This window comes from Pandoraea pnomenusa (genome assembly GCF_000767615.3).
Taxonomy (GTDB): domain Bacteria; phylum Pseudomonadota; class Gammaproteobacteria; order Burkholderiales; family Burkholderiaceae; genus Pandoraea; species Pandoraea pnomenusa.
The window spans coordinates 1,098,442-1,122,788 of sequence record NZ_CP009553.3; the positions used below are offsets into that span (position 1 = coordinate 1,098,442).

Here is a 24,347-nt window from a genome sequence, read left to right on the forward strand (position 1 = left end):
GCTGACCGGAACCCCGCCAGTGAGTTCACCTGAATATCCGATCGAAATCACGTCCTACTCGCGTTACGCCGCGCGCATGCTCGCGAGCCGGCCCGCGCTCGCCGAGGCGCTGCCTACCCTCGCCGAGCACCCGGTCGATGCCCGCTGGCTGGCGCACCGCTTCGAGGCGATCACCGGCACGGTGCTCTCGCCGCCCGATCAGCCGTCGGGCGTCGCCGGCGCTCCGGGCCTCGACGAGGCGGGGTTGGCCCGTGCGCTGCGCGTGTTGCGCGTCGAGGCGATCTGCGCGGTCATGCAGCGCGATCTGGACGGACGCGCGGAACTCGCCGAGGTGACCGAGGCGATGACGGCGCTGGCCGAGTTCGCCGTGCAGGCGGGCATCGCGGTGCTCTCGCGCGAACTCGAGGCGATCCACGGGGTGCCGCGCAATGCCGAGGGCGAGCGCCAGACGCTCGGCGTGGTGGGCATGGGCAAGCTCGGCGGGCGCGAACTGAACGTATCGTCCGACATCGACCTGATCTTCCTTTACGAGGACGACGGCGAGACTTCCGCACCGGACGACGCCGATCCGGCTGCCGCCGGCCGCCTGCGCCTGCTGTCGAATCACGAATTCTTCACCAAGCTAGGCCGCAAGCTGATTGGCATGATCTCGGAGCTCACGCCGGATGGCTATGTGTTCCGCGTGGACATGCGCCTGCGTCCGAACGGCGATTCCGGGCCGCTCGTGTGCAGCCTGCCGATGCTCGAGGAGTATTTCTATGTGCAGGGGCGGGAGTGGGAGCGCTATGCCTGGATCAAGGGGCGGCTGGTGTCCGAGGTGGCGAGCGAACCGGGACGTCGCGTCGAGCGTCTGCTGTCGTCGCTGGTGCAGCCGTTCGTCTTCCGTCGTTATCTCGATTACGGTGTGATCGGGGCGATTCGCGCGCTGCACGAACAGATTCGGCACGAGGCGGAGCGTCGGGCGCGCGCGAAGCCGGCGCGCATCAACGACATCAAGCTCGGGCGCGGCGGCATTCGCGAAATCGAATTCTCGGCGCAGGTCTTCCAGTTGATTCGCGGCGGACAGGAGCCGGAGCTGCGCGTGCGGCCGACGCTGGCGGTGCTGGGCGTGGCGGCGCGTCGGGGCTGGCTGGCGCAGCACGTGGCCGACGAACTTGCCAACGCCTACGTATTCCTGCGCAAGCTCGAACACCGCATCCAGTATCTGGACGACGCGCAGACGCACGTCCTGCCGGCCGCCGGCGAGGACCGCCTGGCGGTGGCCCGCGCCATGGGCTTTCCCGACGAAGCCACATTCATGACGGTGCTCGACGAGCATCGCGAATTCGTGGCGGCGCAGTTCGACGAGATCTTCGCCGACAAGGACAAGGCCGGCACAGGCGGACGCAAGGGAGCGTCGTCCGGCGGCGACTGCAGTTGCCCGCCGGAACTCTGGAGCGAATGCCTGGCCGACGAGGCGCAGACGGGTGACCTCGGCAACCAGCTCACGCAACTCGGCTTTGCCGATGCCCCCGGTGCGCTCGACCGACTGCGCGCGGTGTGGACGTCGTCGCGCTACAAGGCGCTCGGCGAGACCAGCCGGCGGCGCTTCGACCAGCTGGTGCAGCGCGCGGTGCAGGGCGCGGCGGGCACGGGCGAGGCCGACGCCGTGCTCGCACGCATGCTCGATCTGCTCTCGACCATCAGCCGTCGCAGCTCCTATCTGGCGCTGCTCACGGAGTATCCGCGCGCGCTCGAGCGTGTGGTCAAGGTGCTGGCGGGGTCGCGATGGGCGGCGGGGTATCTGATCAGCCACCCGCAATTGCTCGATGAGTTGCTCGACGACGAGGCGCTCGCCGCGCCGTTCGACTGGCCGTCGTTCAAGACGCAACTGCTGCTGAGCCTGAACGCCTCGGGCGCCGCGGGCAATGTCGAAGTGCAGATGGACATTCTGCGGCGCGCGCACCACGCCGAGGTTTTCCGCATTCTGCTGCTGGATCTGCAGGGCACGCTATCGGTGGAGGCCATCGGCGACCGGCTCTCGGAGCTGGCCGACATCATCGTCGACGTGACCATTGCCACCGTCTGGCCGCACGTGGCCACGCGCCATCGCGAAGTGCCCCGCTTCTCGGTGATCGCGTACGGCAAGCTCGGCGGCAAGGAACTGGGCTATGCGTCCGACCTGGACCTGATCTTCCTTTATGACGATGACGACGAGCGCGCGCCCGACGCTTACGCGGCGCTCGCCCGTCGCTTTGTCACCTGGCTCACCACGCACACCGGCGCCGGCATGCTGTTCGACGTGGATTTGCGTCTGCGCCCGAATGGCCTGTCGGGCCTGTTGGTGACGAGTCTCGAGAGTTTCCGGCAGTACCAGTTCCGCGAAGGCAACGCGAATACGGCGTGGGTGTGGGAGCATCAGGCGCTCACGCGCGCGCGTTTCTGCGCGGGCGACGAGGACATCGGCGCCGCGTTCGAGCGCATCCGCGCGCAGGTGCTCGCCACGCCGCGCGAAGCGCTACCGCTCGCGCAGGAAATCGTCGCCATGCGCCGCAAGGTGACGGAAGGGCACCCGAACCCGACGCAACTCTTCGATCTGAAGCACGATCGTGGCGGTATGGTCGACATCGAGTTCACCGTGCAGTACCTGGTGCTACTGCACTCGGGGGCGCATCCGGCGCTGTTGCGCAATGCCGGCAACATCGCGCTGCTGCGCGAATCGGCGCAACTCGGGTTGATCGATGCGAACCTCGCCGACGGGGCGGCCGCCGCATATCGGACGTATCGCAAGCGTCAGCACAAGCTGCGGCTCGACGGCGTGGAAGCGGCGCGCGTACCGGCCGAGCAAGTGGCGACCGAGCGCGAGGCCGTGATCGCGCTGTGGGATTCGGTGTTTTCGGCCGTCGCCCCGGCCTGACGGCCGCGAGAGTCCGCCGGCTCGAGATGGCGCCGGCGGTGCGGTTGCGCAAGGCGGCGTTACAGCGCCAACATTTCGCGTGCGTGCTTGCGCGTCGTGGCCGTGATCTCGACGCCACCCAGCATGCGCGCGATTTCCTCGACGCGCTCGGTCCGTCCGAGCGGTTCGATCTCGCTCATGGTCGTGTCGCCGTCGCTGCGCTTTTTCACCCGCAGATGCTGGTGGCCGAGTGCGGCGACTTGCGGCAAGTGGGTCACGCACAGCACCTGGCGTCCCTGACCCAGCTCGCGCAGCAACCGGCCCACCACTTCGGCCACCGCGCCGCCGATGCCGGAATCCACCTCGTCGAAAATCAGCGTAGGCGTGAGGCTCGCGCTGCTGGCGATCACCTGCAACGCGAGGCTGATGCGTGCGAGTTCGCCGCCCGACGCCACTTTCGCCAGCGGCCGGGTGGGTACACCCGGGTGGCCGGCCACCAGGAATTCCACCGTCTCCATGCCAAACGATTGCGGTTCTGTCGTGGGGCTGAGCGCGACTTCGAAGCGTCCGCCCGGCATCGACAGGTCCTGCATCGCGCGCGTGACTTCGCGCGCGAGCGACGCCGCCGCCCTGGCGCGCTCCCTGGACAACGTCTTTGTCAGTTTCAGATAGGCCGCCTGCGCGGCGTCGGCGGCGGCTTGCATCGCGGCCATGTCCTGCGACGCGGTCAGTTCGGCGAGCTGGGCCCGGCGCTCGGCATGTTCGGCGGGCAACTGCTCGGGCGTAACGCGGAATTTGCGTGCGGTCGAATGCAAGGCGTCCAGACGTTGCTCGACCACGGCAAGCCGCTCCGGGTCGAGATCGATGCGCTGCGCGTAGTGCGTGAGCGAGTGAACCGCCTCGCGAAGCTGGATCTCGGCGGGCTCGAGCGCGGCGAGCGTGTCGGCGAGTCCGGCGTCGATCTCGGCCAGTTCGCGGATCTGGTGCACCACGTGGCCCAGCGACGGGACGATGGCGCCGTCGGCTTCGGCCAGCGCGTCGAGCGCGCCCTGCACGCCGTTGATGAGACTTGCTGCGTGCGACAGACGCCGATGCTCGGCGCTCACCTCGTCCCATTCGCCTTCCTGCGGATTGAGCTTGTCGAGTTCGGACGTTTGCCATTCGAGGCGCTCGCGTTCGAGCTGCAACTCGCGGTCGCGCCCGTGGGCTTCCTCGCAACGCTTGACGAGACGGCGCCACTCCCTGTGCGCGGCCGCGGTGTCGGCGGCCAGCGCCGTGGCGCCTGCGTGCGAGTCGAGCAGCCGGCGCTGGGCGTCGGGGCGAAGCAGTTGCTGGTGAGCATGCTGGCCGTGAATGTCGACGAGCATCTCGCCGAGCTCGCGGAGCTGCGCGAGCGTGGCGGGCGTGCCGTTGATGAAGGCGCGCGAGCGGCCGCCGGAATCGAGCACGCGGCGCAGCAGCACGCCGCCGTGCTCTTCCAGCGTGAGCGCCTGCGCCTGCAGCCAGGCTTCGAGATCGGGGCGCGCTTCGGCGTCGGCGGCGAACTCCGCGGTGATGTCGGCGCGCGTTTGCCCGGTGCGCACCATGCTGGCGTCGCCACGCTCGCCCATGGCCAGGGCCAGCGCGTCGATCAGGATCGATTTGCCCGCGCCGGTCTCCCCCGAGAACACGGTGAAACCGGCGGAGAATTCCAGGTCGAGACGATCGACGATCACGAAATCGCGAATCGAGAGACTGCGTAGCATGGGATATCGATGAGGCGTGGAGTCAGTTCTGCGGCGTATCTTCGTCGGAGATATGCTCGTTCCAGTGCAGTTTGCGGCGCAGCGTGGCGTAGTAGTTGTAGCCGACCGGGTGCAGGAACGTCACCTGATGCTCGGAGCGGCCCACCAAAATCTGGTCGCCCTGCCGCAGTTCGGCGAACGACTGCATGTCGAAGTTGGCGCCGACCTCGCGTCCGCCAGTGATCGTGATGACGATGTCGCTCGAGTCCGGCAGCACGATGGGGCGATTCGACAAGGCGTGCGGGGCGATCGGCACGAGCACCACGCCGCCCAGGCGCGGATGCAGGATCGGCCCGCTTGCCGAGAGCGCGTAAGCCGTCGAGCCCGTCGGGGTGGCCACGATCAGCCCGTCCGAGCGCTGTTTGTACATGAAGCGGCCGTCCACGTCCACGCGCAGCTCGACCATGCCGGAGATGCCCGAGCGATTGACGACCACGTCGTTGAACGCCAGCGTTTCGTAAAGCGTCTTGCCATCGCGCTCGATGCGCGCGGCCAGCAGTGTGCGCTGCTCTGCTTCGAAGTGACCTTCGAGCATGGCCGGCACGACCTGGCGCATCTCGTCGAGCGGAATATCGGTGATGAAGCCGACGCGACCATGATTCACGCCGATGAGCGGCACCTTCGACGCCGCGAGCTGACGGCCGATGCCGAGCATCGTCCCGTCGCCGCCCACGACCACCGCCACGTCGGTCTGCGTGGCGATTTCCTGGATGTCGAGGGTTCCGTAAGGATCGGCGGCCGCACCGATGTTGTGCGCCGTGTCGCGCTCGAAGACGACGTGGTGCCCGCGCTGGGCGATGCATGCCGCGAGCGTGAGCAGGGGTTCGGCAACGCCGTCGGCATGATATTTCCCGACGAGCGCCACGGTCTTGAAGGGGCTCCCAGTTTTCATGCCGCCATTACACCATAAGTCGATGACAGCAACCATCGCCACGCAAGGCCCGCGGCGGTTTCCGCCTCGGGGTTTGCCGCACGCCGCGTATGCATATTTCGCGTTACAATTTTTGCCATGCTAGATCAACGTGCGCAAACGCTTCTCAAAACCCTGATCGAAAGGTACATCGCGGATGGCCAGCCGGTCGGCTCGCGCACGCTTTCCCGATACTCGGGGCTCGACCTCTCGCCGGCGACGATCCGCAATGTGATGGCGGATCTGGAAGCCCTCGGCTTCGTGGCCAGTCCGCATACGTCGGCCGGGCGGGTGCCAACGCCACGCGCGTACCGCCTGTTCGTCGACACGATCCTCTCGGTGCGTCCGCTCGAAGATGCCGTGCACCATCTCGCGTCTCAGGTGCAGAACCGCCTGCAACCGGCCGGGCCGCAACAGCTGGTCGCCTCCGCGGCCCAGGTGCTCTCCAATCTGTCGCAGTTCGCCGGCGTGGTCCTCACGCCGCGTCGTAGCCAGACCTTCCGACAGATCGAATTCCTGCGGTTGTCCGAAAAGCGCGTGCTGCTCATCATCGTCACGCCTGATGGCGACGTGCAGAACCGCATCATCCTGACCGAAAAGGATTATTCGCCGGCGCAACTGGTCGAGGCGGCAAACTACCTGAACGCCAATTTCGGCGGCCACAGTTTCGATGAGGTGCGCGCTTACTTGCGCGGCGAGCTCGACGCATTGCGTTCCGACATGAGCGCGCTGATGCAGGCGGCGGTGCAGGCCGGCAGCGATGCCATGGCCGACACCAGCCGTGAGAGCGTGCTGATCTCGGGCGAGCGCAATCTGCTGGGCGTGGAGGACCTGTCGTCGAACATGGAGCGGCTTCGCAAGCTCTTCGACGTGTTCGAGTCCAAGACCGGTCTGCTGCAGTTGCTCGACGTGTCGAGCCGTGCCTCGGGGGTGCAGATCTTCATTGGCGGCGAGTCGAATCTGGTGCCGATCGAGGAGATGTCAGTCGTGACGGCGCCTTACGAGGTCGACGGCGAGGTCGTCGGCACGCTGGGCGTGATCGGCCCGACGCGCATGGCGTACGAGCGTGTGATTCCGATCGTCGACATCACCGCCAAGCTCCTGTCCAACGCGCTTAGCCAGCATTGATGGGCCCCGTGGCGCGCGTCGCCCGGGCGTCCGGGTCGCCACTTCGGCCCGTGCACGCCATCCATCGGCCGCCGCCCCGGCGCAGCGATCCGCCGCGCGATGCCGGCCGGGGCTTCCGGTTACATGCCCGTAGCATTCCTTTACACGCTGTCACACGCGAGGGGCTTACGCTCGAGGTGTCACTTGCGGCGAAGTCCCCGGAATGGCGGGTGTCAGGTTCGCCGAAGGATTCGGACAGAAGAATGAAGGTGGCATGCCGGCACCGTTGATCGGCGCGTTGCCCGAAGGGCCTCGGAGTCTTTATGAACCCCCTGATTTCCTGGCGGACCGCGGTCCGCCAACTCGGCGTCGTCGGCGTTGGGCTGGCGCTCGGGGTGCTTGGCGTGGCGGGCATGCCCGCCTTCGCGCAGGCGCAGAGCGCCGACCCCCCTGGGCGTGTGGCGCGTCTGAGTCAATTCGACGGCACCGTGACCTTCTCGCCGGACGGCACGGGCGACTGGCGCTACGCCGAGCGAAACCGTCCGCTGACCACGGGCGACGCCGTCTGGGTCGATCGCAACAGCCGCGCGGAAATGCGCGTGGGTGGCGCGGCGGTGCGCCTGGGAGCGTCGACGAGTGTCGCGCTCTCGGCCGTCACCGACCAGAATGTGCAACTGAACGTAACGCAGGGCACGGTCGGGCTGCGTCTGCGCGGCTATGACCCGAATCAGCCTTACGAGATCGACACGCCGAACCTCGCTTTCGTCCCGCAGCAAGCCGGCGAGTACCGCCTCGACGTCGATCCCAATGGCGTGACGACCGTGAGCGTGTCGCGTGGCGCGGCCACCGTGTACGGGCAGGGCGCGTCGGTGCCGTTGCAGCAGGGCCAGCGGGTGGCATTCGTGGGGCAGAATCTGACGCAGCAGCCCGCCGGGCCTTCGCGCGCGGATGCGTTCGACCAGTGGGTGCGGCAGCTCGACGCCCGGGAAGACGCCTCCGTGTCGGCCCGCTACGTGTCGCGCGACATGACCGGCTACGAGAGTCTCGACGATTACGGCACCTGGCAGGAGACGCCGGACTACGGCGCGGTGTGGGTGCCTTCGGATGTGCCGTCGGGCTGGGCGCCTTACCGCACGGGCCACTGGACCTGGGTCGATCCGTGGGGATGGACCTGGGTCGACGATGCGCCCTGGGGCTTTGCGCCGTATCACTATGGCCGGTGGGCGTACGTCGATGCCCGCTGGTGCTGGGTGCCGGGACCGGTGGCGGTGCGTCCGGTGTACGCGCCTGCGCTCGTCGGCTGGGTCAATGGCAGCAGCGGTGGAAATGCCTGGGGGGTCGCGTTTGCCGCCGGCGGCGTGGGACTCGCATGGTTCGCGCTGGGACCGCATGACGTCTATCGACCGGCCTATCACGCCAGTTCCGCGTACATCACGAATATCAACCGCACGACGGTGATACGCAACACCAACATCACGAACATCAACAACATCTACGTGAACCGCAACGTGCGAGGCGCGATCTCGACGATGCGCGCGCAGGCCTTCGTGCAGGGACGCCCGGTCGGTGCGCCCGCCGCCCTGGCCACGCCGCCGCGCAATACGCCGGGGCGCGCACCGGACCAGAGGCCGGGATGGCACGTGGGCAATACGCCTGGCGTTGCACCGGTACAGCAGAGTGTGTTCGGCAACAGCCGTCCTGCCGCGGGCGCGCCGCCTGCCGGCGTGTTCAACCGCGCGGTGCTGGCCACGCGCGCGCCGGTGGCGCGCACGACGCCGTCGCGAGAACTCACGAGCCAATTGCATCCCGTGCCGAACGCCGGCGGCGCGCCACTGTCTTTCGACCGGGCCGCGCAGCCGGCCCGGCGGGGCCTACCGACTGCATCGACCGCACCGAGTGCGCCGCGCGTACAGCCTCGCGTGACGGTCGTCGGTACGCACGGGCCCGTCGGCGCACCGATCGGTGTGAATGGGCCGACGCCCGCACAGCCGGCGATCGGCGCGACCGGTTCGGCGCCTGCGCAGGGCGCTCACCCGGGCACTGGCGCCATGCCGCCTCGATATGGCGCACCCGGCGTTCCCGGTCGACCGGGCGTGCCGGGAACGCCGGGTGTTCCGGGGCAGCCCGGTGTCCCGGGAGCACCGGGAGAGCCTGGTGTACCCGCTCATGGCGCATATGGCGGGTATCCGTATCGCCCGGGACAGCCGGCGCCGTCCGGCGTGCCGCATCCGCCCGGAGTGGCGGAGGGGGCGGGCGCGGCGGGACAGCCCGTCGGACGAGGCGAGGCGCCGCGGGCGGTGCCGCAGCCCGGGCATGACACCGCGCAGCGGGAGATGCAGATGCACCGTTCGGTGCCGCAGGGCTTGCCTGACGTGCCTCGGACGCCCGGTGCGCTGAATGCACCGGGTGCGCCCGAGATGTCACAGCGTGCGCGCCCCGAAGCCGCCGAGCCGACGCGTCAGCCCCAGCAATGGCAGTCGCACGGCCAGCCGCAGCCGCAACCCCAGATGTCGCCGCAGCCGCGTGTGCAGGCGCCGATGGAGCGCGGGCAACCGCGTCCTGAGCCGCAGATTGCACCGCGACCCGAACCGCAGCGGCAGGAGCGTGCGCAGGAACGGCCGCAGGCGCCGCGTTCCCAACCTCAACCCGAACCTCAACCCCAACCTCAGCCGCAAGCCGCGCCTCATCCGCAGCCGCAGGAGCGTGCACATCCGCAGCCTGCGCCGCGCGAAGGACGCCCAGAGGGCGCACGTGCGCCGTCGCATGAGAGCGAGCACGCCGCGTCGGCGCATCGGTCGCCGCGCGAAGGCGAGCACTCGCACGGCTGAGTGCCGGAATGACGTCGCCCTGCGTCGATTTCCCCGACGCCGGGCGGGCGCGCAATGCACTGCCGGATTTGCGCCGGGTTTGCGGTAAAGTACGCTTCATGCGCTTCGATCCAGAACCCATTTCGCACGGTCCGTCCGGAAAGACGGCCGTCCTGCTGATCAACCTCGGCACCCCCGATGAGCCACGGCCGGCGGCCGTGCGCCGTTATTTGCGCGAGTTCCTGTCGGATCCGCGTGTCGTGGAGATTCCTTCCTTCGTCTGGCAACCGTTGCTGCGGCTGGTGATCCTGCCGTTGCGCTCGCGCCAGTCGGCGCAGAAGTACGCGACCGTTTGGACACGCGAAGGCTCGCCGCTCAAGGTCAACACCGAGCAGCAGACGAATGCCTTGCGCGGCCTGCTGCATGCCAACGATTACGACGTCGTCGTCGATTACGCGATGCGCTACGGCAATCCGTCGATCGCGGATCGCATTCGCGCGCTGCGGCAAAACGGCGTCGAGCGGATTCTGCTGCTGCCGTTGTATCCACAGTATTCGAGCAGTACGACCGCGACCGCTACCGACGCCGTGTTTCGTGTGCTCGGGCGGCTGCGAAATCAGCCCGACGTGCGTACGGTGCGTGACTATCACGACCATCCGGCGTATATCGAGGCCCTGCGCCAGCAGGTCGAAGGTTACTGGCAGCAGCACGGCCGGCCCGACTTCGCGGCAGGCGAGCGACTGCTCCTTAGCTTCCACGGCGTGCCGCGCCGCACGCTCGATCTGGGCGATCCGTACCACGATCAATGCGTGAAGACGGCACGTCTGCTGGCTGCCGCGCTCGGCCTCGACGAGACCACCTGTCGCCTCACGTTCCAGTCCCGTTTCGGCAAGGCCGAATGGCTTCAGCCCTACACGGCGCCCACCCTGGAGGAGCTCGGCCGGGGCGGCACGCCGCGTGTGGATGTCTTCTGCCCGGGCTTCACTTCGGACTGTCTGGAAACGCTGGAAGAAATCAATATGGAAGGCCGTCACGCCTATCTGTCGGCCGGCGGCAAGGCGTTCCATTTCATTCCGTGCCTGAACGGCGCGAGCGCCTGGATCACGGCGCTCGGCGAGATCGCTGCGCGCCACCTGCAGGGGTGGCCGGTGCTCACGCCGGAAGGCGTGGCCGATGCGGCCGCAGCGGCTGCGGCATCGACCCGTCAGCGACAGGTTGCCGCGGTTGCCGCCTTCGACTCGGCCAACGCCGCGGCGGCCGCTGCCGCGCAGGTGGCGGAACCGACGGCGCCGGGAGCGCGCACGTGACGATCAAGGTCGACGATTCGCCGCACGCCGCAACGCGTATCGACAAATGGCTGTGGGCTGCCCGGTTCTTCAAGACGCGCTCGCTCGCCACGCAGGCGGTCGACCGCGGGCGCGTGCTGTGCAACGAAGCGCGCGTGAAACCGGCGCGCGACGTGCGCCCGGGCGACGTCGTGACAGTGGACAACGGCAGCACGAAGTGGGAAGTGCGAGTCAAGGCCATCGCGGAGGTTCGCGGCTCTGCGCCGGTCGCGCAGTCGCTCTACGAGGAAACGGAAGCCAGTATTCGCGCTCGTGCCGACGAGAGTGAGCGCCGGCGCCTGTTTCAGGAGCCGGCCGCGCAGATGCATGGCCGACCAACCAAGCGCGACCGTCGCCGACTGGGCGGTATCGGCGAATAGCGCCGTGGTCCGGCGGATCCGTCGCGCAAAGCGACGTTGCGTGGCATCCCGGGCGCGACGGTTCGAATTTTCCGAGGCACGAATGGACGCCGCCGTCGGCGCAGGGCCGGACGGCGGGCGGGAGATCGGGAGTCAGCGGTCCCGGAAGGGGAACGAGAGGACCAAGGGAAACGCAGCCCGTGAGCGTGGCGACGTATCGCGCGCCCGGAGCGATCAGCGCGAGGGGATTCCGGAGTTGGACGAGCGATGGGCTGGCATGCCCGGCATCTCGACATAGTGATGCAGCACGGCCCGCACGCTGCCGTACTCGGTGTCGCGCCGGGTGACCGCGCCTGACAGGCAGATCGTAATCGTTACCGTCGTCACCAACGCAAGGATGAAGACAACAGCCAGTGGCAGCTTCATGATGCGCTCCTTACACCTGTAAACATCGGTTCGGACGTGAGTGTCCGTCCGGCCGACGGCCGGGTCCGGTGCGGCACTTCGCATCACCAGACCGTAATTCATGTTAGGTCGCAGCAACGGCCGATACAATAGAGGACTCGTAACGCGTGTAACCGGATATTTACCGGCACGCGGCAAGCACCGGTATGGCGCACGGAATGCCCGCCAGCTCTTGAAATCGGTGTGAACGCCCCTACTATCCAAAGGGATTTGAACCGGTGGCGCATCGTCTTGGTGCGCTGCGAAAACCTTTTGACGACTCAAGCTCATGACTGAACAGCAAAACACCCCCGACCAGCCGATTCCGTCCCAGGCCGAAGCGGCCCCGAACGACGCTGAGCTCGCGAACGACGCGCTGCCCTCGGTCGAGGCGCAGTTGCTGGCCGCGCAGGCCGAGGCGGCCAGTCTTCGCGACGAAGCGCTGCGTGCCCGGGCCGAAATGGAAAACGTGCGCCGCCGCGCCGAAGAGGAAGTGACCAAGGCGCGCAAGTTCGCCGTGGAAAGCTTCGCGGAGAACCTGCTGCCGGTGATCGACAGTCTGGAAGCCGCCGCCGCCGACAAGAGCGGCGACGTGGCCAAGCTGCAGGAGGGCGTGGCCCTGACCCTGCGCCAGCTCATCTCGGCCCTGGAGCGCAGCAAGGTTTCCGTTATCGACCCGGCCGGCGCAAAATTCGATCCGCATCAACATCAGGCCATTTCGATGGTGCCGGCGGAGCAGGAACCGAATACCGTGGTATCGGTGCTGCAAAAAGGTTATCTGATCGCCGATCGCGTGCTGCGCCCGGCGTTGGTGACGGTCGCCGCAGCCAAGTAAGGCCGCCGACGGCCGACGGGACCTGCCGATGCGACGCCCCGCTCTGCCATCCCATCATGGCAAGCTTTGGGCTCGACAGGCGGAGGTGCCGGTGTTGCGGCCTTGCCGGACGATGAAGACGAGGACGTAGGGACATGGCGGGCGATCATCCGGGCATGAAGGGCGTGGACGGTACGGCGTTCGAGGCATTTTCGATGGACGAACTCACGGCCGCCACCTTCGACGACGGGCTGCGAGAGGCGGGCGATGCGCTCGCCGTGGTGTTCTTCTGGGGCGTCGACTGTTTCAACTGCGAAGTCGCCAAGAAGACCATGCTCGCGCAGCGCGACGCGATCGAGGCGCTCGGACTGCGCTGGTTTCACGCCAACGTGTATGCGGACATGGCGCTGGCCAGGCGCTTTGCGCTGCACGGGGTTCCGACGTTTTTCTTCTTCCATCGAGGGAAGAAACTGGGCCGGGCGACCGGTTGGCACGGTCTGCCCCAGTTCCGGCTGGCGGTCGCCGCCGCCCGCGAGAAGATCGCGGCGGCCGGGGGCAAAACCGGACCGCAAGAAGGGTCTTGAAAAGCACCGGGCTGCACCCATATGACGTGCAGATCAACGAATTGAACGGGCCACGGGCCTGACGGAAAGACGCAAAGGACGCTAGGAGAAACAATATGGGCAAAATCATCGGCATCGACCTGGGCACCACGAACTCGTGCGTGGCCGTTATGGAAGGCAACCAGGTCAAGATCATCGAGAACGCGGAAGGTGCACGCACCACGCCGTCGATCATCGCCTACATGGACGACGGCGAAATCCTGGTCGGCGCGCCGGCCAAGCGCCAGGCGGTGACCAATCCGAAGAACACGCTGTACGCGGTCAAGCGACTGATCGGCCGTCGCTTCGAAGAAAAGGAAGTGCAGAAGGACATCGGCCTGATGCCCTACACGATCGTCAAGGCCGACAACGGCGACGCCTGGGTGGAAGTGCGCGACCAGAAGCTGGCCCCGCCGCAGATTTCCGCCGAAGTGCTGCGCAAGATGAAGAAGACCGCCGAGGACTACCTTGGCGAGCCGGTCACGGAAGCCGTGATCACGGTGCCCGCGTACTTCAACGACAGCCAGCGCCAGGCGACCAAGGACGCCGGCCGCATCGCCGGTCTGGAAGTCAAGCGCATCATCAACGAGCCGACGGCCGCCGCACTGGCTTTCGGCCTCGACAAGAAGGAAGGCGGCGACCGCAAGATCGCGGTGTATGACCTGGGTGGCGGCACGTTCGACATCTCGATCATCGAAATCGCGGACGTGGACGGCGAGCACCAGTTCGAAGTGCTGTCGACCAACGGCGACACGTTCCTGGGCGGCGAAGACTTCGACCAGCGCATCATCGACTACATCATCGCCGAGTTCAAGAAGGAACAAGGTGTCGATCTGTCGAAGGACGTGCTCGCGCTGCAACGCCTGAAGGAAGCCGCCGAAAAGGCCAAGATCGAGCTGTCGTCGAGCCAGCAGACCGAGATCAACCTGCCGTACATCACGGCCGATGCCTCGGGTCCGAAGCACTTGAATCTGAAGATCACGCGCGCCAAGCTCGAAGCGCTGGTCGAGGACCTGATCGCCCGCACGATCGAGCCCTGCCGTCTGGCCATCAAGGATGCCGGCGTGAAGGTCAGCGACATCGACGACGTGATCCTGGTCGGCGGCATGACCCGCATGCCGAAGGTGCAGGAGAAGGTCAAGGAGTTCTTCGGCAAGGATCCGCGCAAGGACGTGAACCCGGACGAAGCCGTGGCGGCGGGCGCGTCGATTCAGGGCTCGGTGCTTTCGGGCGATCGCAAGGACGTGCTACTGCTCGACGTGACGCCGCTCTCGCTCGGTATCGAAACGCTCGGCGGCGTGATGACGAAGATGATCACGAAGAACACCACGATTCCGACGAAGCACTCGCAAGTGTTCTCGACGGCCGACGACAACCAGCCGGCCGTGACGATCAAGGTGTTCCAGGGTGAGCGCGAGATGGCCGCCGGCAACAAGTCGCTGGGCGAGTTCAACCTCGAGGGGATCCCGCCGGCGGCACGCGGCACGCCGCAGATCGAAGTGACCTTCGACATCGACGCCAACGGCATTCTGCACGTGGGCGCGAAGGACAAGGCCACCGGCAAGGAAAACAAGATCACCATCAAGGCGAACTCGGGCCTGTCGGACGCCGAGATCGAGCAAATGGTGAAGGATGCCGAGCTCAACGCCGAGGAAGACAAGAAGGCGCGCGAGCTGGCCGATGCCCGTAACCAGGGCGACGCGCTGGTGCACAGCACCCGCAAGGCGCTCACCGAGTACGGCGACAAGATCGAAGCGTCGGAGAAGGAAGCCATCGAATCGGCGATCACGGCACTGGAAGGTGCGCTGCGCGGTTCGGACAAGGCGGACATCGATGCCAAGGTCGAAGCGCTGGGCACCGCCAGCCAGAAGCTCGGCGAGAAGATGTATGCCGACATGCAGGCCCAGGCCGGCGCTGCGGGTGCCGCGGGCGCCGAGCAGGCCAAGCCGCATGACGATAACGTCGTCGACGCAGAAGTGAAGGAAGTCAACGACAAGAAGTAAGGCTTGCATGGCGCGCGGTGTCCGGTGACGGGCGCCGCGTGTAGGCCGGGTATCGAAGTTCTCTGCGAAGGGAATCTCGACCCGGCTTTTTGCCTGATGGCGGACATGCGCCAACACTGGAAAGACTTATGGCCAAACGTGATTACTACGAAGTCCTTGGCGTGGCCAAGAACGCCACCGACGACGAAATCAAGAAGGCGTATCGCAAGCTGGCGATGAAGTACCACCCGGACCGCAATCCGGACAGCAAGGACGCCGAAGAGAAGTTCAAGGAGGTCAAAGAGGCCTACGAGATGCTCTCCGAGCCGGAGAAGCGCGCGGCGTACGACCAGTACGGCCACGCGGGCGTCGACCCGAACATGGGCGGCTTCGGCGGGGCGGGCGGTCAGGGCTTCGGCGGCTTTGCCGACGCGTTCGGCGATATCTTCGGCGACATCTTCGGCCAGGGCGGCCCGGGTGGGCGCGGTGGCCGGGGCGGCCCGCAGGTGTATCGCGGCGCGGATCTGCGGTACAACATGGAGATCACGCTCGAGCAGGCGGCAAACGGTTTCGACACGCAGATTCGCGTGCCGAGCTGGGAGGAGTGCGAGGTGTGCCACGGCAACGGCGCGAAGCCGGGCACGAAGCCCGAGACCTGCCCGACCTGTAACGGTTCGGGTTCGGTGCGCATGTCGCAGGGCTTCTTCAGCATTCAGCAGACCTGTCCGAAGTGCCACGGCACGGGGTCGTACATTCCCGAGCCGTGCACCAACTGCCATGGTTCGGGCAAGCTCAAGAAGACCAAGACGCTGGAGATCAAGATCCCGGCGGGCATCGAAGACGGCATGCGCATTCGTTCGGCCGGCAACGGCGAACCGGGTGTGAATGGTGGACCGGCGGGCGACCTGTACGTGGAAATCCACATCAAGCCGCACAACGTGTTCGAGCGCGACGGCGACGACCTGCACTGCCAGATGCCGATCTCGTTCGCGACGGCGGCGCTCGGCGGCGACATCGACGCGCCCACGCTGCACGGCAAGGCGACCTTCGAAGTGCCGGAAGGCACGCAGACGGGCAAGACGTTCCGCCTGCGCGGCAAGGGCATCAAGGGGTTGCGTGCGAGCTACCCGGGCGATCTGTACGTGCACGTGCAGGTGGAAACGCCGGTCAAGCTCGACGACAAGCAAAAGCAGTTGCTGCGCGACTTCGACGCCTCGCTCAAGGCGGGCGGCGCGCGCCACAGCCCGCAGACCAAAGGCTGGTTCGACCGTGTGAAGCAGTTCTTCGAGTAATTTCATGCAAAGTGAAGCGCCCTTGGCCGCGTTCGCACTGTTGGACGACAGCGCGGATCCGGTCGGTGGAGCGCGTCTGTATACCGGGCTCGTGCGCGAGGTGACTTGCGACGAGCCCGGTGTGCTTTCCGACGCGCTTCGCGAAGTGGAGGAAGCCACGCGCGACGGCCTGCATGCCGTGCTGCTGGCCGATTACGAATTCGGCGTGCGCCTGGCCGGCGTGCATACGGTCGCGACGCGTCGCGCACCCGGGCAGTTCCGCGCCCTGTTGTTCGCCACCCTGGCGCACCTGAGCGCCGCGCAGACGCAAGCCTGGCTGGCCGGCCGTGAGGCCGCCTGCGCGCAGGCGAGCCCACGGGACATCGATCACGCCGCCGGCACCGACGATATCGCGCCGCCGGGCGTGGCAGGCGTTGCCGCGTTGCAGGACGACGTGAGCGATGCGGCCTTCGACGACGCCATCGCTCGCATTCAAGACTGGCTCGCGCAAGGCGAGTGCTACCAGATCAATTACACCTATCGCCTGAATTTCGACGCATTCGGCTCGCCCGTGGCACTGTACCGCCGCTTGCGTGCGCGCCAGCCCGTGCCTTACGGGGCGCTGGTGATGCTTCCCGGTGCCGGATGCGTGGCAGGTCGGGCGATACTCTCGCTCTCGCCCGAGCTGTTCCTGCGTCATTCGCGCGGACGGGTCGAGGCGCGGCCGATGAAGGGCACCGCCCCCGCGTGCGGCGACGCCGCCGTCGACGCCGAGCGCAGTGCGGCGCTTGCCGCCGACGAGAAGAACCGCGCCGAGAACCTGATGATCGTGGACCTGCTGCGCAATGATCTCGGGCGCGTCGCCACACCGGGGTCCGTCAAGGTGCCGAAACTCTTCGAGGTCACCCGCTTCGCGAGCGTGCTGCAGATGACGTCGACCGTTACGGCCACGCTACCGCCCTCGGCCTCGTTGGCTGACGTCATGCGTGCGCTGTATCCCTGTGGCTCGATCACCGGTGCGCCGAAGTATCGTGCGATGCAACTGATCGGCGAGCTCGAAACGTCGCCGCGCGGGCTCTATACCGGTGCCATCGGCTGGCTCGATGCCCGCGAAGACGCGCCGGAAGCGCTCGGCGACTTCTGCCTGTCGGTCGCCATTCGAACCCTCGAACTCGATGCACCCATGGCCAGCGGATTACGTCGCGGACGTCTCGGTATCGGTGCGGGCATCGTGCTCGACAGCCGTGCCCGCGAGGAGCGCGAGGAATGCAGGCTCAAGGCGCGTTTCCTGAGTGCGCTCGACCCGGGGTTCGAGATCTTCGAGACCATGCGGGCGACACCGTTGTCGGGCATCGACCATCTCTCGCGCCATCTGGCGCGTCTGGCGGCGTCGGCAAAGTACTTCGGCTTTCGTTTCGACGAGGCGTCGTTGCGGGCACAACTCGACGCGGTGGTCGCAACACTCGACGCGAGCGAGATCCATCGCGTGCGCCTCGCCCTCTCGCACGACGGCGCCGCCACGATCACGCACGGCGTGCTCGAACCGCTCGCGCAGCCGAGCGTGACGGTGTGGCTCGCGAACATGAGCGAGGCGACGCGTGCCGACGATCTCTTCCTGCGTCACAAAACGACCGTGCGCGAGCGCTACGATACGGCGTGGAAGGCGGCGCAGGCCCGTGGCGCGTTCGACATGCTGTTCTTCAACGAGCGCGGCGAGCTGACCGAGGGCGGGCGCAGCAGTGTGTTCGTCAAGCGCGACGGTCTCTGGGTGACGCCCCCGCTGTCGTGCGGGTTGTTGCCGGGGATCATGCGCGGCGTGATGCTCGACGACCCGTCGTGGGCCGCCGTCGAGGACGTGCTGACCCGTGAAGACGTCGAGAACGCGCAGGCCATCGCGGTTTGCAACGCATTGCGCGGCGCGCTACCCGCGAAGCTGGCTCGCGCACCCGCTTGACGAGCGCCCCTCACCGCTCCCGCTCCTGAAATGCACAGCGGCGCCCTCGGGCGCCGCTGCGTTTCTCCTCGACCTGCACGTCGACCTGCACATCGCTTCACGCATCGCGGCCCGCGCTGGGACCGTCGATGCGCGCGGAGCGTTGCGTGTCGCGTATCGTGCGAGGCGTGTCGCGTCGCTCAGCTTCCCTGACGCGACGCCATCTCCGGCACGAACAGTTCGCTCCACTTCGCCGGCCGCGTCTTGATCGTGCCCGCGCGGCTCATGAATTCGACATATTGCATCAGGCCGTTGGGCGTGGTGGTGAACTGCAGGCCCGGATCGGCCAGCATCTGTTCGATCTCCGCTTGCGGAAGGTTCATCTTCGACACGCGCAGGAAGGTCTTCGCCGCGCCCACGTGATCCTTCGCGATATAGGCCGCGGCTTCGTCCTGTGCCGCCAGAATCGCCTGGACCAGCTTCGGATTCTGCACCGTGAACTGCTTCGGCGCGAATACCACGTCGATGGTGATGTTGCCGAGCACGTCGGTCGAATTCAGCACGCGCTTGATGCGCGGGTCCTTCAGCTCCTGATACGAGAACGGCGGCGAGGTGAAGTGCGCGGTGATCTCCGTCTTGCCCGAGAGCAGGGCGCTCACGGCTTCCGGATGGCTCAGGCTGACGGTTTGCGGGTCGAGCTTCGCATAGTTCTCGATGCCGAAGGTCTTTGCCACGGCCATTTGCAGCAGCACGGCCGAGAGCGATGTCTTGATACCCGGAATCGCGATCTTGTCCTTCGGCGTGAAGTCCTTGAGCGTCTTGATGTTCGGGTTGTTCGTGTTGAGCCAGAGCGGGCCGGTCGACAGCGCCGACAGGCCGATCACCTCCGAGCGCGGAATGCCGTGCGCCTTCGACCACAGCGTGACGAAGCCCGGTGCGCCGGTGCCGGCCACGTCGAGATTGCCGGCGAGCATCGCGTCGTTGATCACGTTGCCGCCGTCGAGAATGGTCCACGTGGTCTTCACGTCGCCCAGACCCATTGCCTTGGCGTGCTTCTCGATCAGATGCTGGTCGCGCATGACCATGAGTGGCAGATAGAGAATGCCGTAGCCGTGCGACAGGCGCACGGTGCTCGCTTCGGCGTGGGCAACGTTGCCCAGCGGTGCGAGCGTGGCCGCGGCCGTCGTGACCGCCAGCGCGAGCGTGCTGGCCCAGCGCGTGAAATGACGTCGATTCATGATGTTGTCGTCTCCGGATAGTTGGAATTATTCATGCCCCCGAGGGGGCGTCGATCAATGCTGCATGCCCCAGCGATGCAGCGTGCGTTTCTCGATACGGGCGAACAGCAGGTTCTCGACTGCCAGCCCGATGAGAATCACGAAGAACAGCCCGGCGAAAACGTTGGCCGTCTCCAGCGAATTGCGGTTCTCGAAGATGTACCAGCCCAGACCGCCCGAACCCGACGACACGCCGAACACGAGTTCCGCCGCGATCAGCGTGCGCCATGCAAAGGCCCAGCCCACCTTCAGGCCGGTGAGAATGCTCGGGAACGCCGCGGGAATCAACACGTGGCGTACCAGCGCGAAGCGTTTGAGTCCGTAGTTCTGGCCGACCATGCGCAATGTTTTCGACACGCCGCGAAAGCCGCTGTGCGTGTTGAGCGCCACGGCCCACAGCACCGAGTGCACCAGCACGAAGATCACGCTGCCGTTGCCCAGGCCGAACCAGATCAGCGCGAGCGGCAACAGGGCGATGGCGGGCAGCGGGTTGAACATCGCCGTGAGCGTTTCGAGCAGGTCGTTGCCGATCTTCGAGCTGATCGCCACCGTGGTGAGCACGGCGGCGAGCGCGATCCCGATGCCGTAGCCGATCAGCAGCGTCTTGAGCGAGACGGCCGCGCGCAGCAGCAGCACACCGCTCGTGAGGCCATTGACGAAGGCGCCGAGCGTGTCGGTGAAGCTCGGGAAAAGCAGCGAATTGTCGAGCCAGCGGCCGTAGATTTCCCAGATGATGGCGAGCACGCAAAGAATGACGGTCTTGCGCAGCCAGCCGAGGCGGTAGAGCGTCTCGAAGGTCGAGAGCGGGCGCTGGATCGACGCTAACTCGGCCTGCACGGGTTCGAGCACGAACTCGGGCCGCACGACCGGTTCGATCCTGGGGGTAGAGGGCGACGACGTCGTCGCCCGGGCCATCGTATTCATGAACGTCGTCCTCAATGGGTTGCGAACAGCAGTTGATCGATGCGCGCCTCCAGGGCGCTCTGGTGCGCCGTGCCGAGCTGTTCCGGCGCAATGCTGTTGAGTTCGGCCTTGACCTGGCCGGGGTGCGGCGAGAGGAGCAGGATGCGCGTGCCGATGCGAATCGCCTCGTCGATGCCGTGCGTGACGAACAGCACCGTGAAGCGCGTGTCGTCCCACAGGCGCAGCAGTTCGTCCTGCATCTTGCGACGCGTGAGCGCGTCGAGCGCGGCGAACGGCTCGTCCATGAGCAGCACATCGGGCTCCATCGCCATGCCGCGCGCGATCGACACGCGTTGCTTCATCCCGCCGGAGAGCGTGTGCGGATAGCTGTCGATGAACTTGCCCAGGCCGACCTTTTCGATATAGTGCGCGGCGCGCCCGGCGGCCTCGCGCCCCTTGAGGCGACCGCTCGCGATGAGAGCGAATTCCACGTTCTGGCGCACCGTCTTCCACGGCAGCAACTGGTCGAATTCCTGGAACACCATCATGCGGTCCGGCCCCGGCTCGCTGATCGCGCGTCCCTTGAGGCGAATCTCGCCGCTTACCGGCGGCAGATAGCCACCGATGGCCTTGAGCAAGGTCGACTTGCCGCAGCCGGACGGGCCGAGCAACACGAACCGGTCGCCCGGATAGACGTTGAAGCTCACTTGCTGGGCGGCGGTGACGAGGTAGTCGTCGGTCTTGTATTGCAGCGTGACGCCGTCGATTTCGAGCAGCGGCGGCACCGTGGACGCGGGTGTCCCGGCGCCCGGAAGGGGGGCATGCGGCATGGCGTGTCTCCGAATGGATGCTTTTATAATCGGCTTCGATACTATGCAGCCAAGCTGTAACGAAGCTGACATCGACGGCCGCCGGGCCGATATTCAGGGCAAACCCCGAGGACGCCCGCGCCGAATTCCGGGACAATCGCGCCCACCGGCAACCCGAAAGCGCGTCAGGCGCCGAGCGTGGGCGCCGACGAGAAGGAGACACAAACATCATGCGCATCATGCTGGTGGAAGACACCGCCGACGTCGCCGAAGCGATCGCCACCCAGCTGCGCAAGCTCGGTCATGCGCTCGATTGCGAGACGGACGGCGCCGCGGCCGCCGCGCGCATCGGCGACGACTACGACCTGCTCATTCTCGACGTGATGCTGCCGCACGTCGACGGATTCGAGCTGCTTCGGCGGGTGCGTGAGCGAGGTCTGGCCACGCGCGTGCTCATGCTCACCGCGTGCGCCGAGATCGAGGAGCGCGTGCGCGCGCTCGACCTCGGGGCCGACGACTATCTCACCAAGCCATTCGATTTTCGCGAGCTCGAAGCGCGAGTGCGTGCGCTCATGCGCCGCACCGGCCAGGATGCGACGAACCGTCTGGCATGCGCGAATCTCACGCTCGATCGCAAGAGCCGCGGCGTGGAGATCGACGGTCAGCCCATCGAGCTCACGCGCCGGGAAGTCACGCTGCTCGAAATTCTCGCGGCGCGTCCGGGGCGCATCTTCGGCAAGGACGAACTCATGGATCGCCTGTACGGCGACGAACCCGTGCCGAACGCCAATGCCATCGAACAATATGTCGCGCGCCTGCGCAAGAAGCTGGCCGCGGCACAATTCCAGATCCGCACGTTGCGCGGACTGGGCTATCAGCTCGTGCTGTCATGATCGTTCCCGGCCGTTCCCTGTATCTTCGCCTGGTCGTGCGCATGGGCGCGGTGCTCGCGTTCGCGGTCGCCGCCGTGCTGCTCGGCATCTGGTTCTCCACCCGCGCGGCGGTCGACCGCGCCTATGACCGATGGCTGCTCGGCAGTGCGCTGCAGGTCGCCGAGAACACGTGGTACCAGAACGGCGAAGTGAATGTGGACGTGCCGCTGGCCGCGTTCTCCGCGCTCGCGCCGGGCGATCAGATCTTCTATACCGTGCTCGACCCGGACGGACGCTCGGTGGCCGGCGATTCCGAATTTCGTCCGCCGATTCCATGGGACAAGCTGGCGGACGGGCCGCTCGTCGTCGACGGCACGTATCAGGAAATGCCGATCCGCATCGCCATCGTGGGACGACGCATGCCGGTGGCCGCCGCGCACCCGTGGGCGGTGGTCGCACTCGCGCACACGCAGAACGCGCGCGTGCGGTTCACGCGCGGTCTCGCCGACAACACACTGCTCATCACCATCGCCACGGGCGTGCTGACGATGCTCGCGGCGTTGTGGACGCTGCGTCAGGCGCTCGCGCCGCTCAAGCAGATCGAGGCGGCCATACGCGCACGCGATTCGAACGATCTCGTGCCGCTGGCGGTCACGGCGCCCGCCGAAACGCTCGCCCTCGTGGGCGCGATCAACGATTTCATGCAGCGGCTGGCCACGTCGCGCGCGCTGATGCGCCGTGTGATCGGCGACGCCGCGCATCAACTGCGCACGCCGGTGACGGCGCTCACGGCGCAGGCCGAACTGCTCACGCAGACACAGGATGAAACGGCGCGACAGGCGCACGTCGCACGCATCCAGAAGCAGGCGCGTGGACTTGGCGGGCTCATCCATCAACTGATCAATCACGCGATGGTGCAGCACCGGGCGGACAGCGTGGCGCCCGTACCGGTCGACCTGAACGAGTTGCTGCAAACGGCCATGCGCGAAACGTTGTCCTATGCCACGCGAGATATCGATGTCGCGCTGCATGCGCCGGATACGCCGGACACGCCGTGCCGAATCGTAGGCGATCCGCTGAGCCTGCGTGAGGCGATCAAGAACGTGTTGGTCAATGCACTCGCCTACGGCGCACCGCATCGTCTGCATGTCGATGTGACGAAGGTCGACGACCAATGGCGTTTGCGATTCTTCGACGACGGCCCGGGCATCCCCGAGTCGGAGTGGGCGCGCGTGCGCACGCCGTTCTCGTCGCGGGCGGATGGCCGCGAAGGGGCCAGCCTGGGACTGGCCATGGTGGCCGAAGTGGTCGGCGCGCACGGCGGACAAATGACCTTCGAGCGCGTGGCGGGCGAGGGCTTCGCCGTGGTGCTGACTTTGCCGGCAGCGCAATGAAAAAAGCGGCCCGAAGGCCGCCTGTTCACGCGATGCGCCGTGCGGCGCGCCAGGTCAGAAGCTATGTTCCTGCGAAGGGAACGAGCCGTGTTTCACCGCTTGCACGTACGCCTCGATGGCCGCGGCGATGCTCGGTTGGCCTTCCATGAAATTCTTCGAGAACTTCGGCGACTTGCCGGGGAACACACCCAGCATGTCCTGCAGCACGAGCACCTGCCCGTCGCAATCGGGACCCGCGCCAATCCCGATGGTCGGCATCGTGGGCACTTCCGGCGTCACGCGCGAGGCCAGGGCGGCCGGAATCGCTTCGAGCACGACCAACTGCGCGCCGGCCGCTTGCAGCGTACGGGCGTCGCCGATCAACTGTGCCTGCGCGGCATCTTCGCGCGCTTGCACCTTGAAGCCGCCGAACGCGTGCACGGACTGCGGCGTGAGGCCCAGGTGAGCGCACACCGGGACGCTGCGTTCGACCAGAAAGCGCACGGTGTCGGCCAGCCATGCGCCGCCTTCGATCTTCACCATCTGGGCACCGGCCTGCATGACGGCCACGGCACTCTGATATGCCTGCTCCTTCGTGCCATAGGTGCCGAACGGCAGATCGGCGAGCACGAGCGCCTTGCTCACGCTGCGGGCCACGCATTCGGTGTGATAGCAAATGTCGCGCAGCGTGACCGGCAGGGTGGTGCGCTGGCCCTGGATCACATTGCCGAGCGAGTCGCCGATCAGAATGGCGTCGACGCCGACACGGTCGAGCAGCGCGGCGAAGCTGGCGTCGTAGGCGGTCAGCATGACGATCTTCTCGCCACGCTCGCGCATCTGGGCCAGTCCGGGAACGGTCACGGCCTTGCGGTTGGATTCTTGCAGATAACTCATGTCGGC

Annotated in this window: 19 protein-coding genes; 12 read left to right on the forward strand and 7 right to left on the reverse strand. The window is 66.7% G+C overall.

The genetic code is table 11. From position 1 onward, the window contains the following. The first annotated feature begins 19 nt into the window (after positions 1-19). Positions 20-2,896, forward strand: coding sequence for a bifunctional [glutamate--ammonia ligase]-adenylyl-L-tyrosine phosphorylase/[glutamate--ammonia-ligase] adenylyltransferase (gene glnE / locus LV28_RS29095; RefSeq protein ID WP_023872154.1), 2,877 nt, complete (start codon positions 20-22; stop codon positions 2,894-2,896). Positions 2,897-2,955: 59 nt separating this feature from the next. Here glnE and recN read toward each other — a convergent pair whose 3' ends face one another. Continuing rightward, positions 2,956-4,620: a DNA repair protein RecN gene (gene recN / locus LV28_RS29100; protein ID WP_025250358.1), complete on the reverse strand. Its 1,665-nt coding sequence runs from the start codon at positions 4,618-4,620 to the stop codon at positions 2,956-2,958. Positions 4,621-4,642: 22 nt separating this feature from the next. After that, on the reverse strand, positions 4,643-5,551 hold the full coding sequence (locus LV28_RS29105; RefSeq protein ID WP_023872153.1) for an NAD kinase: 909 nt from the start codon (positions 5,549-5,551) through the stop codon (positions 4,643-4,645). A 117-nt stretch (positions 5,552-5,668) separates the two neighbouring features. Between LV28_RS29105 and hrcA the strand changes: the two genes are divergently transcribed. The 4 genes from hrcA (at position 5,669) to LV28_RS29125 (ending at position 11,188) form a co-directional block, all read left to right on the forward strand. Further along, positions 5,669-6,697 carry a heat-inducible transcriptional repressor HrcA gene (hrcA, locus tag LV28_RS29110; protein WP_023594503.1) on the forward strand — a complete coding sequence of 343 codons (1,029 nt, stop codon included), beginning with the start codon at positions 5,669-5,671 and terminating at the stop codon, positions 6,695-6,697. A 302-nt stretch (positions 6,698-6,999) separates the two neighbouring features. Next, positions 7,000-9,504, forward strand: coding sequence for a collagen-like protein (locus tag LV28_RS48645; RefSeq protein ID WP_048806434.1), 2,505 nt, complete (start codon positions 7,000-7,002; stop codon positions 9,502-9,504). 98 nt (positions 9,505-9,602) lie between these two features. Continuing rightward, a complete protein-coding gene (gene hemH / locus LV28_RS29120) occupies positions 9,603-10,790 on the forward strand; it encodes a ferrochelatase (protein ID WP_081326818.1) in 1,188 nt (395 codons plus the stop codon). Positions 10,791-10,792: 2 nt separating this feature from the next. Further along, entirely contained in the window at positions 10,793-11,188 is a 396-nt protein-coding gene (locus LV28_RS29125; protein WP_023872150.1) for an RNA-binding S4 domain-containing protein, read from the forward strand. A 213-nt stretch (positions 11,189-11,401) separates the two neighbouring features. Here LV28_RS29125 and LV28_RS29130 read toward each other — a convergent pair whose 3' ends face one another. Beyond that, positions 11,402-11,593: a hypothetical protein gene (locus LV28_RS29130; RefSeq protein ID WP_369798672.1), complete on the reverse strand. Its 192-nt coding sequence runs from the start codon at positions 11,591-11,593 to the stop codon at positions 11,402-11,404. 307 nt (positions 11,594-11,900) lie between these two features. On the opposite strand from LV28_RS29130, the gene grpE reads away from it, so the two are divergent. The 5 genes from grpE (at position 11,901) to LV28_RS29155 (ending at position 18,234) form a co-directional block, all read left to right on the forward strand. Next, a complete protein-coding gene (gene grpE, locus LV28_RS29135) occupies positions 11,901-12,446 on the forward strand; it encodes a nucleotide exchange factor GrpE (protein WP_023594508.1) in 546 nt (181 codons plus the stop codon). A gap of 134 nt (positions 12,447-12,580) precedes the next feature. Continuing rightward, positions 12,581-13,009: a thioredoxin family protein gene (locus LV28_RS29140; protein ID WP_023594509.1), complete on the forward strand. Its 429-nt coding sequence runs from the start codon at positions 12,581-12,583 to the stop codon at positions 13,007-13,009. Positions 13,010-13,104: 95 nt separating this feature from the next. After that, positions 13,105-15,030 (forward strand): molecular chaperone DnaK, encoded by a 1,926-nt coding sequence (dnaK, locus tag LV28_RS29145; protein WP_038618582.1) that lies wholly within the window; start codon positions 13,105-13,107, stop codon positions 15,028-15,030. A 128-nt stretch (positions 15,031-15,158) separates the two neighbouring features. Next, positions 15,159-16,301, forward strand: coding sequence for a molecular chaperone DnaJ (dnaJ, locus tag LV28_RS29150; protein WP_023594511.1), 1,143 nt, complete (start codon positions 15,159-15,161; stop codon positions 16,299-16,301). A 4-nt stretch (positions 16,302-16,305) separates the two neighbouring features. Then, a complete protein-coding gene (locus LV28_RS29155) occupies positions 16,306-18,234 on the forward strand; it encodes a chorismate-binding protein (RefSeq protein ID WP_038618579.1) in 1,929 nt (642 codons plus the stop codon). Between the two features lie 179 nt (positions 18,235-18,413). Here the strand turns inward: LV28_RS29155 and LV28_RS29160 are convergent, their stop codons facing one another. The 3 genes from LV28_RS29160 to LV28_RS29170 are packed head-to-tail and all read right to left on the reverse strand — an operon-like array spanning position 18,414 to position 21,223. Continuing rightward, entirely contained in the window at positions 18,414-19,451 is a 1,038-nt protein-coding gene (locus LV28_RS29160) for an ABC transporter substrate-binding protein (RefSeq protein WP_023594513.1), read from the reverse strand. A gap of 54 nt (positions 19,452-19,505) precedes the next feature. After that, positions 19,506-20,405: an ABC transporter permease gene (locus LV28_RS29165; protein WP_038621502.1), complete on the reverse strand. Its 900-nt coding sequence runs from the start codon at positions 20,403-20,405 to the stop codon at positions 19,506-19,508. Positions 20,406-20,425: 20 nt separating this feature from the next. Next, positions 20,426-21,223 (reverse strand): ABC transporter ATP-binding protein, encoded by a 798-nt coding sequence (locus LV28_RS29170; RefSeq protein ID WP_023594515.1) that lies wholly within the window; start codon positions 21,221-21,223, stop codon positions 20,426-20,428. A gap of 209 nt (positions 21,224-21,432) precedes the next feature. Between LV28_RS29170 and LV28_RS29175 the strand changes: the two genes are divergently transcribed. Next, entirely contained in the window at positions 21,433-22,095 is a 663-nt protein-coding gene (locus LV28_RS29175) for a response regulator transcription factor (RefSeq protein WP_023594516.1), read from the forward strand. Beyond that, positions 22,092-23,468 carry a sensor histidine kinase gene (locus tag LV28_RS29180; protein ID WP_023594517.1) on the forward strand — a complete coding sequence of 459 codons (1,377 nt, stop codon included), beginning with the start codon at positions 22,092-22,094 and terminating at the stop codon, positions 23,466-23,468. Before LV28_RS29175 ends, LV28_RS29180 begins: the two co-directional genes overlap by 4 nt. A gap of 54 nt (positions 23,469-23,522) precedes the next feature. Here the strand turns inward: LV28_RS29180 and panB are convergent, their stop codons facing one another. Next, the gene (panB, locus tag LV28_RS29185) at positions 23,523-24,341 is read right to left on the reverse strand and encodes a 3-methyl-2-oxobutanoate hydroxymethyltransferase (RefSeq protein ID WP_023594518.1); all 819 of its coding nucleotides are present in this window, start codon (positions 24,339-24,341) and stop codon (positions 23,523-23,525) included. Positions 24,342-24,347 lie beyond the last annotated feature (6 nt).

What these genes read in the sequence shown, in the direction of transcription:
- recN (WP_025250358.1), bottom strand. Translation starts at nt 4,620, where the DNA reads ATGCTACGCAGTCTCTCGATTCGCGATTTCGTGATCGTCGATCGTCTC.
- grpE (WP_023594508.1), top strand. Translation starts at nt 11,901, where the DNA reads ATGACTGAACAGCAAAACACCCCCGACCAGCCGATTCCGTCCCAGGCC.
- LV28_RS29160 (WP_023594513.1), bottom strand. Translation starts at nt 19,451, where the DNA reads ATGAATCGACGTCATTTCACGCGCTGGGCCAGCACGCTCGCGCTGGCG.
- LV28_RS29140 (WP_023594509.1), top strand. Translation starts at nt 12,581, where the DNA reads ATGGCGGGCGATCATCCGGGCATGAAGGGCGTGGACGGTACGGCGTTC.
- panB (WP_023594518.1), bottom strand. Translation starts at nt 24,341, where the DNA reads ATGAGTTATCTGCAAGAATCCAACCGCAAGGCCGTGACCGTTCCCGGA.
- LV28_RS29170 (WP_023594515.1), bottom strand. Translation starts at nt 21,223, where the DNA reads ATGCCGCATGCCCCCCTTCCGGGCGCCGGGACACCCGCGTCCACGGTG.
- LV28_RS29105 (WP_023872153.1), bottom strand. Translation starts at nt 5,551, where the DNA reads ATGAAAACTGGGAGCCCCTTCAAGACCGTGGCGCTCGTCGGGAAATAT.
- dnaK (WP_038618582.1), top strand. Translation starts at nt 13,105, where the DNA reads ATGGGCAAAATCATCGGCATCGACCTGGGCACCACGAACTCGTGCGTG.
- LV28_RS29180 (WP_023594517.1), top strand. Translation starts at nt 22,092, where the DNA reads ATGATCGTTCCCGGCCGTTCCCTGTATCTTCGCCTGGTCGTGCGCATG.
- dnaJ (WP_023594511.1), top strand. Translation starts at nt 15,159, where the DNA reads ATGGCCAAACGTGATTACTACGAAGTCCTTGGCGTGGCCAAGAACGCC.
- hemH (WP_081326818.1), top strand. Translation starts at nt 9,603, where the DNA reads ATGCGCTTCGATCCAGAACCCATTTCGCACGGTCCGTCCGGAAAGACG.
- LV28_RS48645 (WP_048806434.1), top strand. Translation starts at nt 7,000, where the DNA reads ATGAACCCCCTGATTTCCTGGCGGACCGCGGTCCGCCAACTCGGCGTC.
- LV28_RS29165 (WP_038621502.1), bottom strand. Translation starts at nt 20,405, where the DNA reads ATGGCCCGGGCGACGACGTCGTCGCCCTCTACCCCCAGGATCGAACCG.
- LV28_RS29130 (WP_369798672.1), bottom strand. Translation starts at nt 11,593, where the DNA reads ATGAAGCTGCCACTGGCTGTTGTCTTCATCCTTGCGTTGGTGACGACG.
- hrcA (WP_023594503.1), top strand. Translation starts at nt 5,669, where the DNA reads ATGCTAGATCAACGTGCGCAAACGCTTCTCAAAACCCTGATCGAAAGG.
- LV28_RS29175 (WP_023594516.1), top strand. Translation starts at nt 21,433, where the DNA reads ATGCGCATCATGCTGGTGGAAGACACCGCCGACGTCGCCGAAGCGATC.
- LV28_RS29155 (WP_038618579.1), top strand. Translation starts at nt 16,306, where the DNA reads ATGCAAAGTGAAGCGCCCTTGGCCGCGTTCGCACTGTTGGACGACAGC.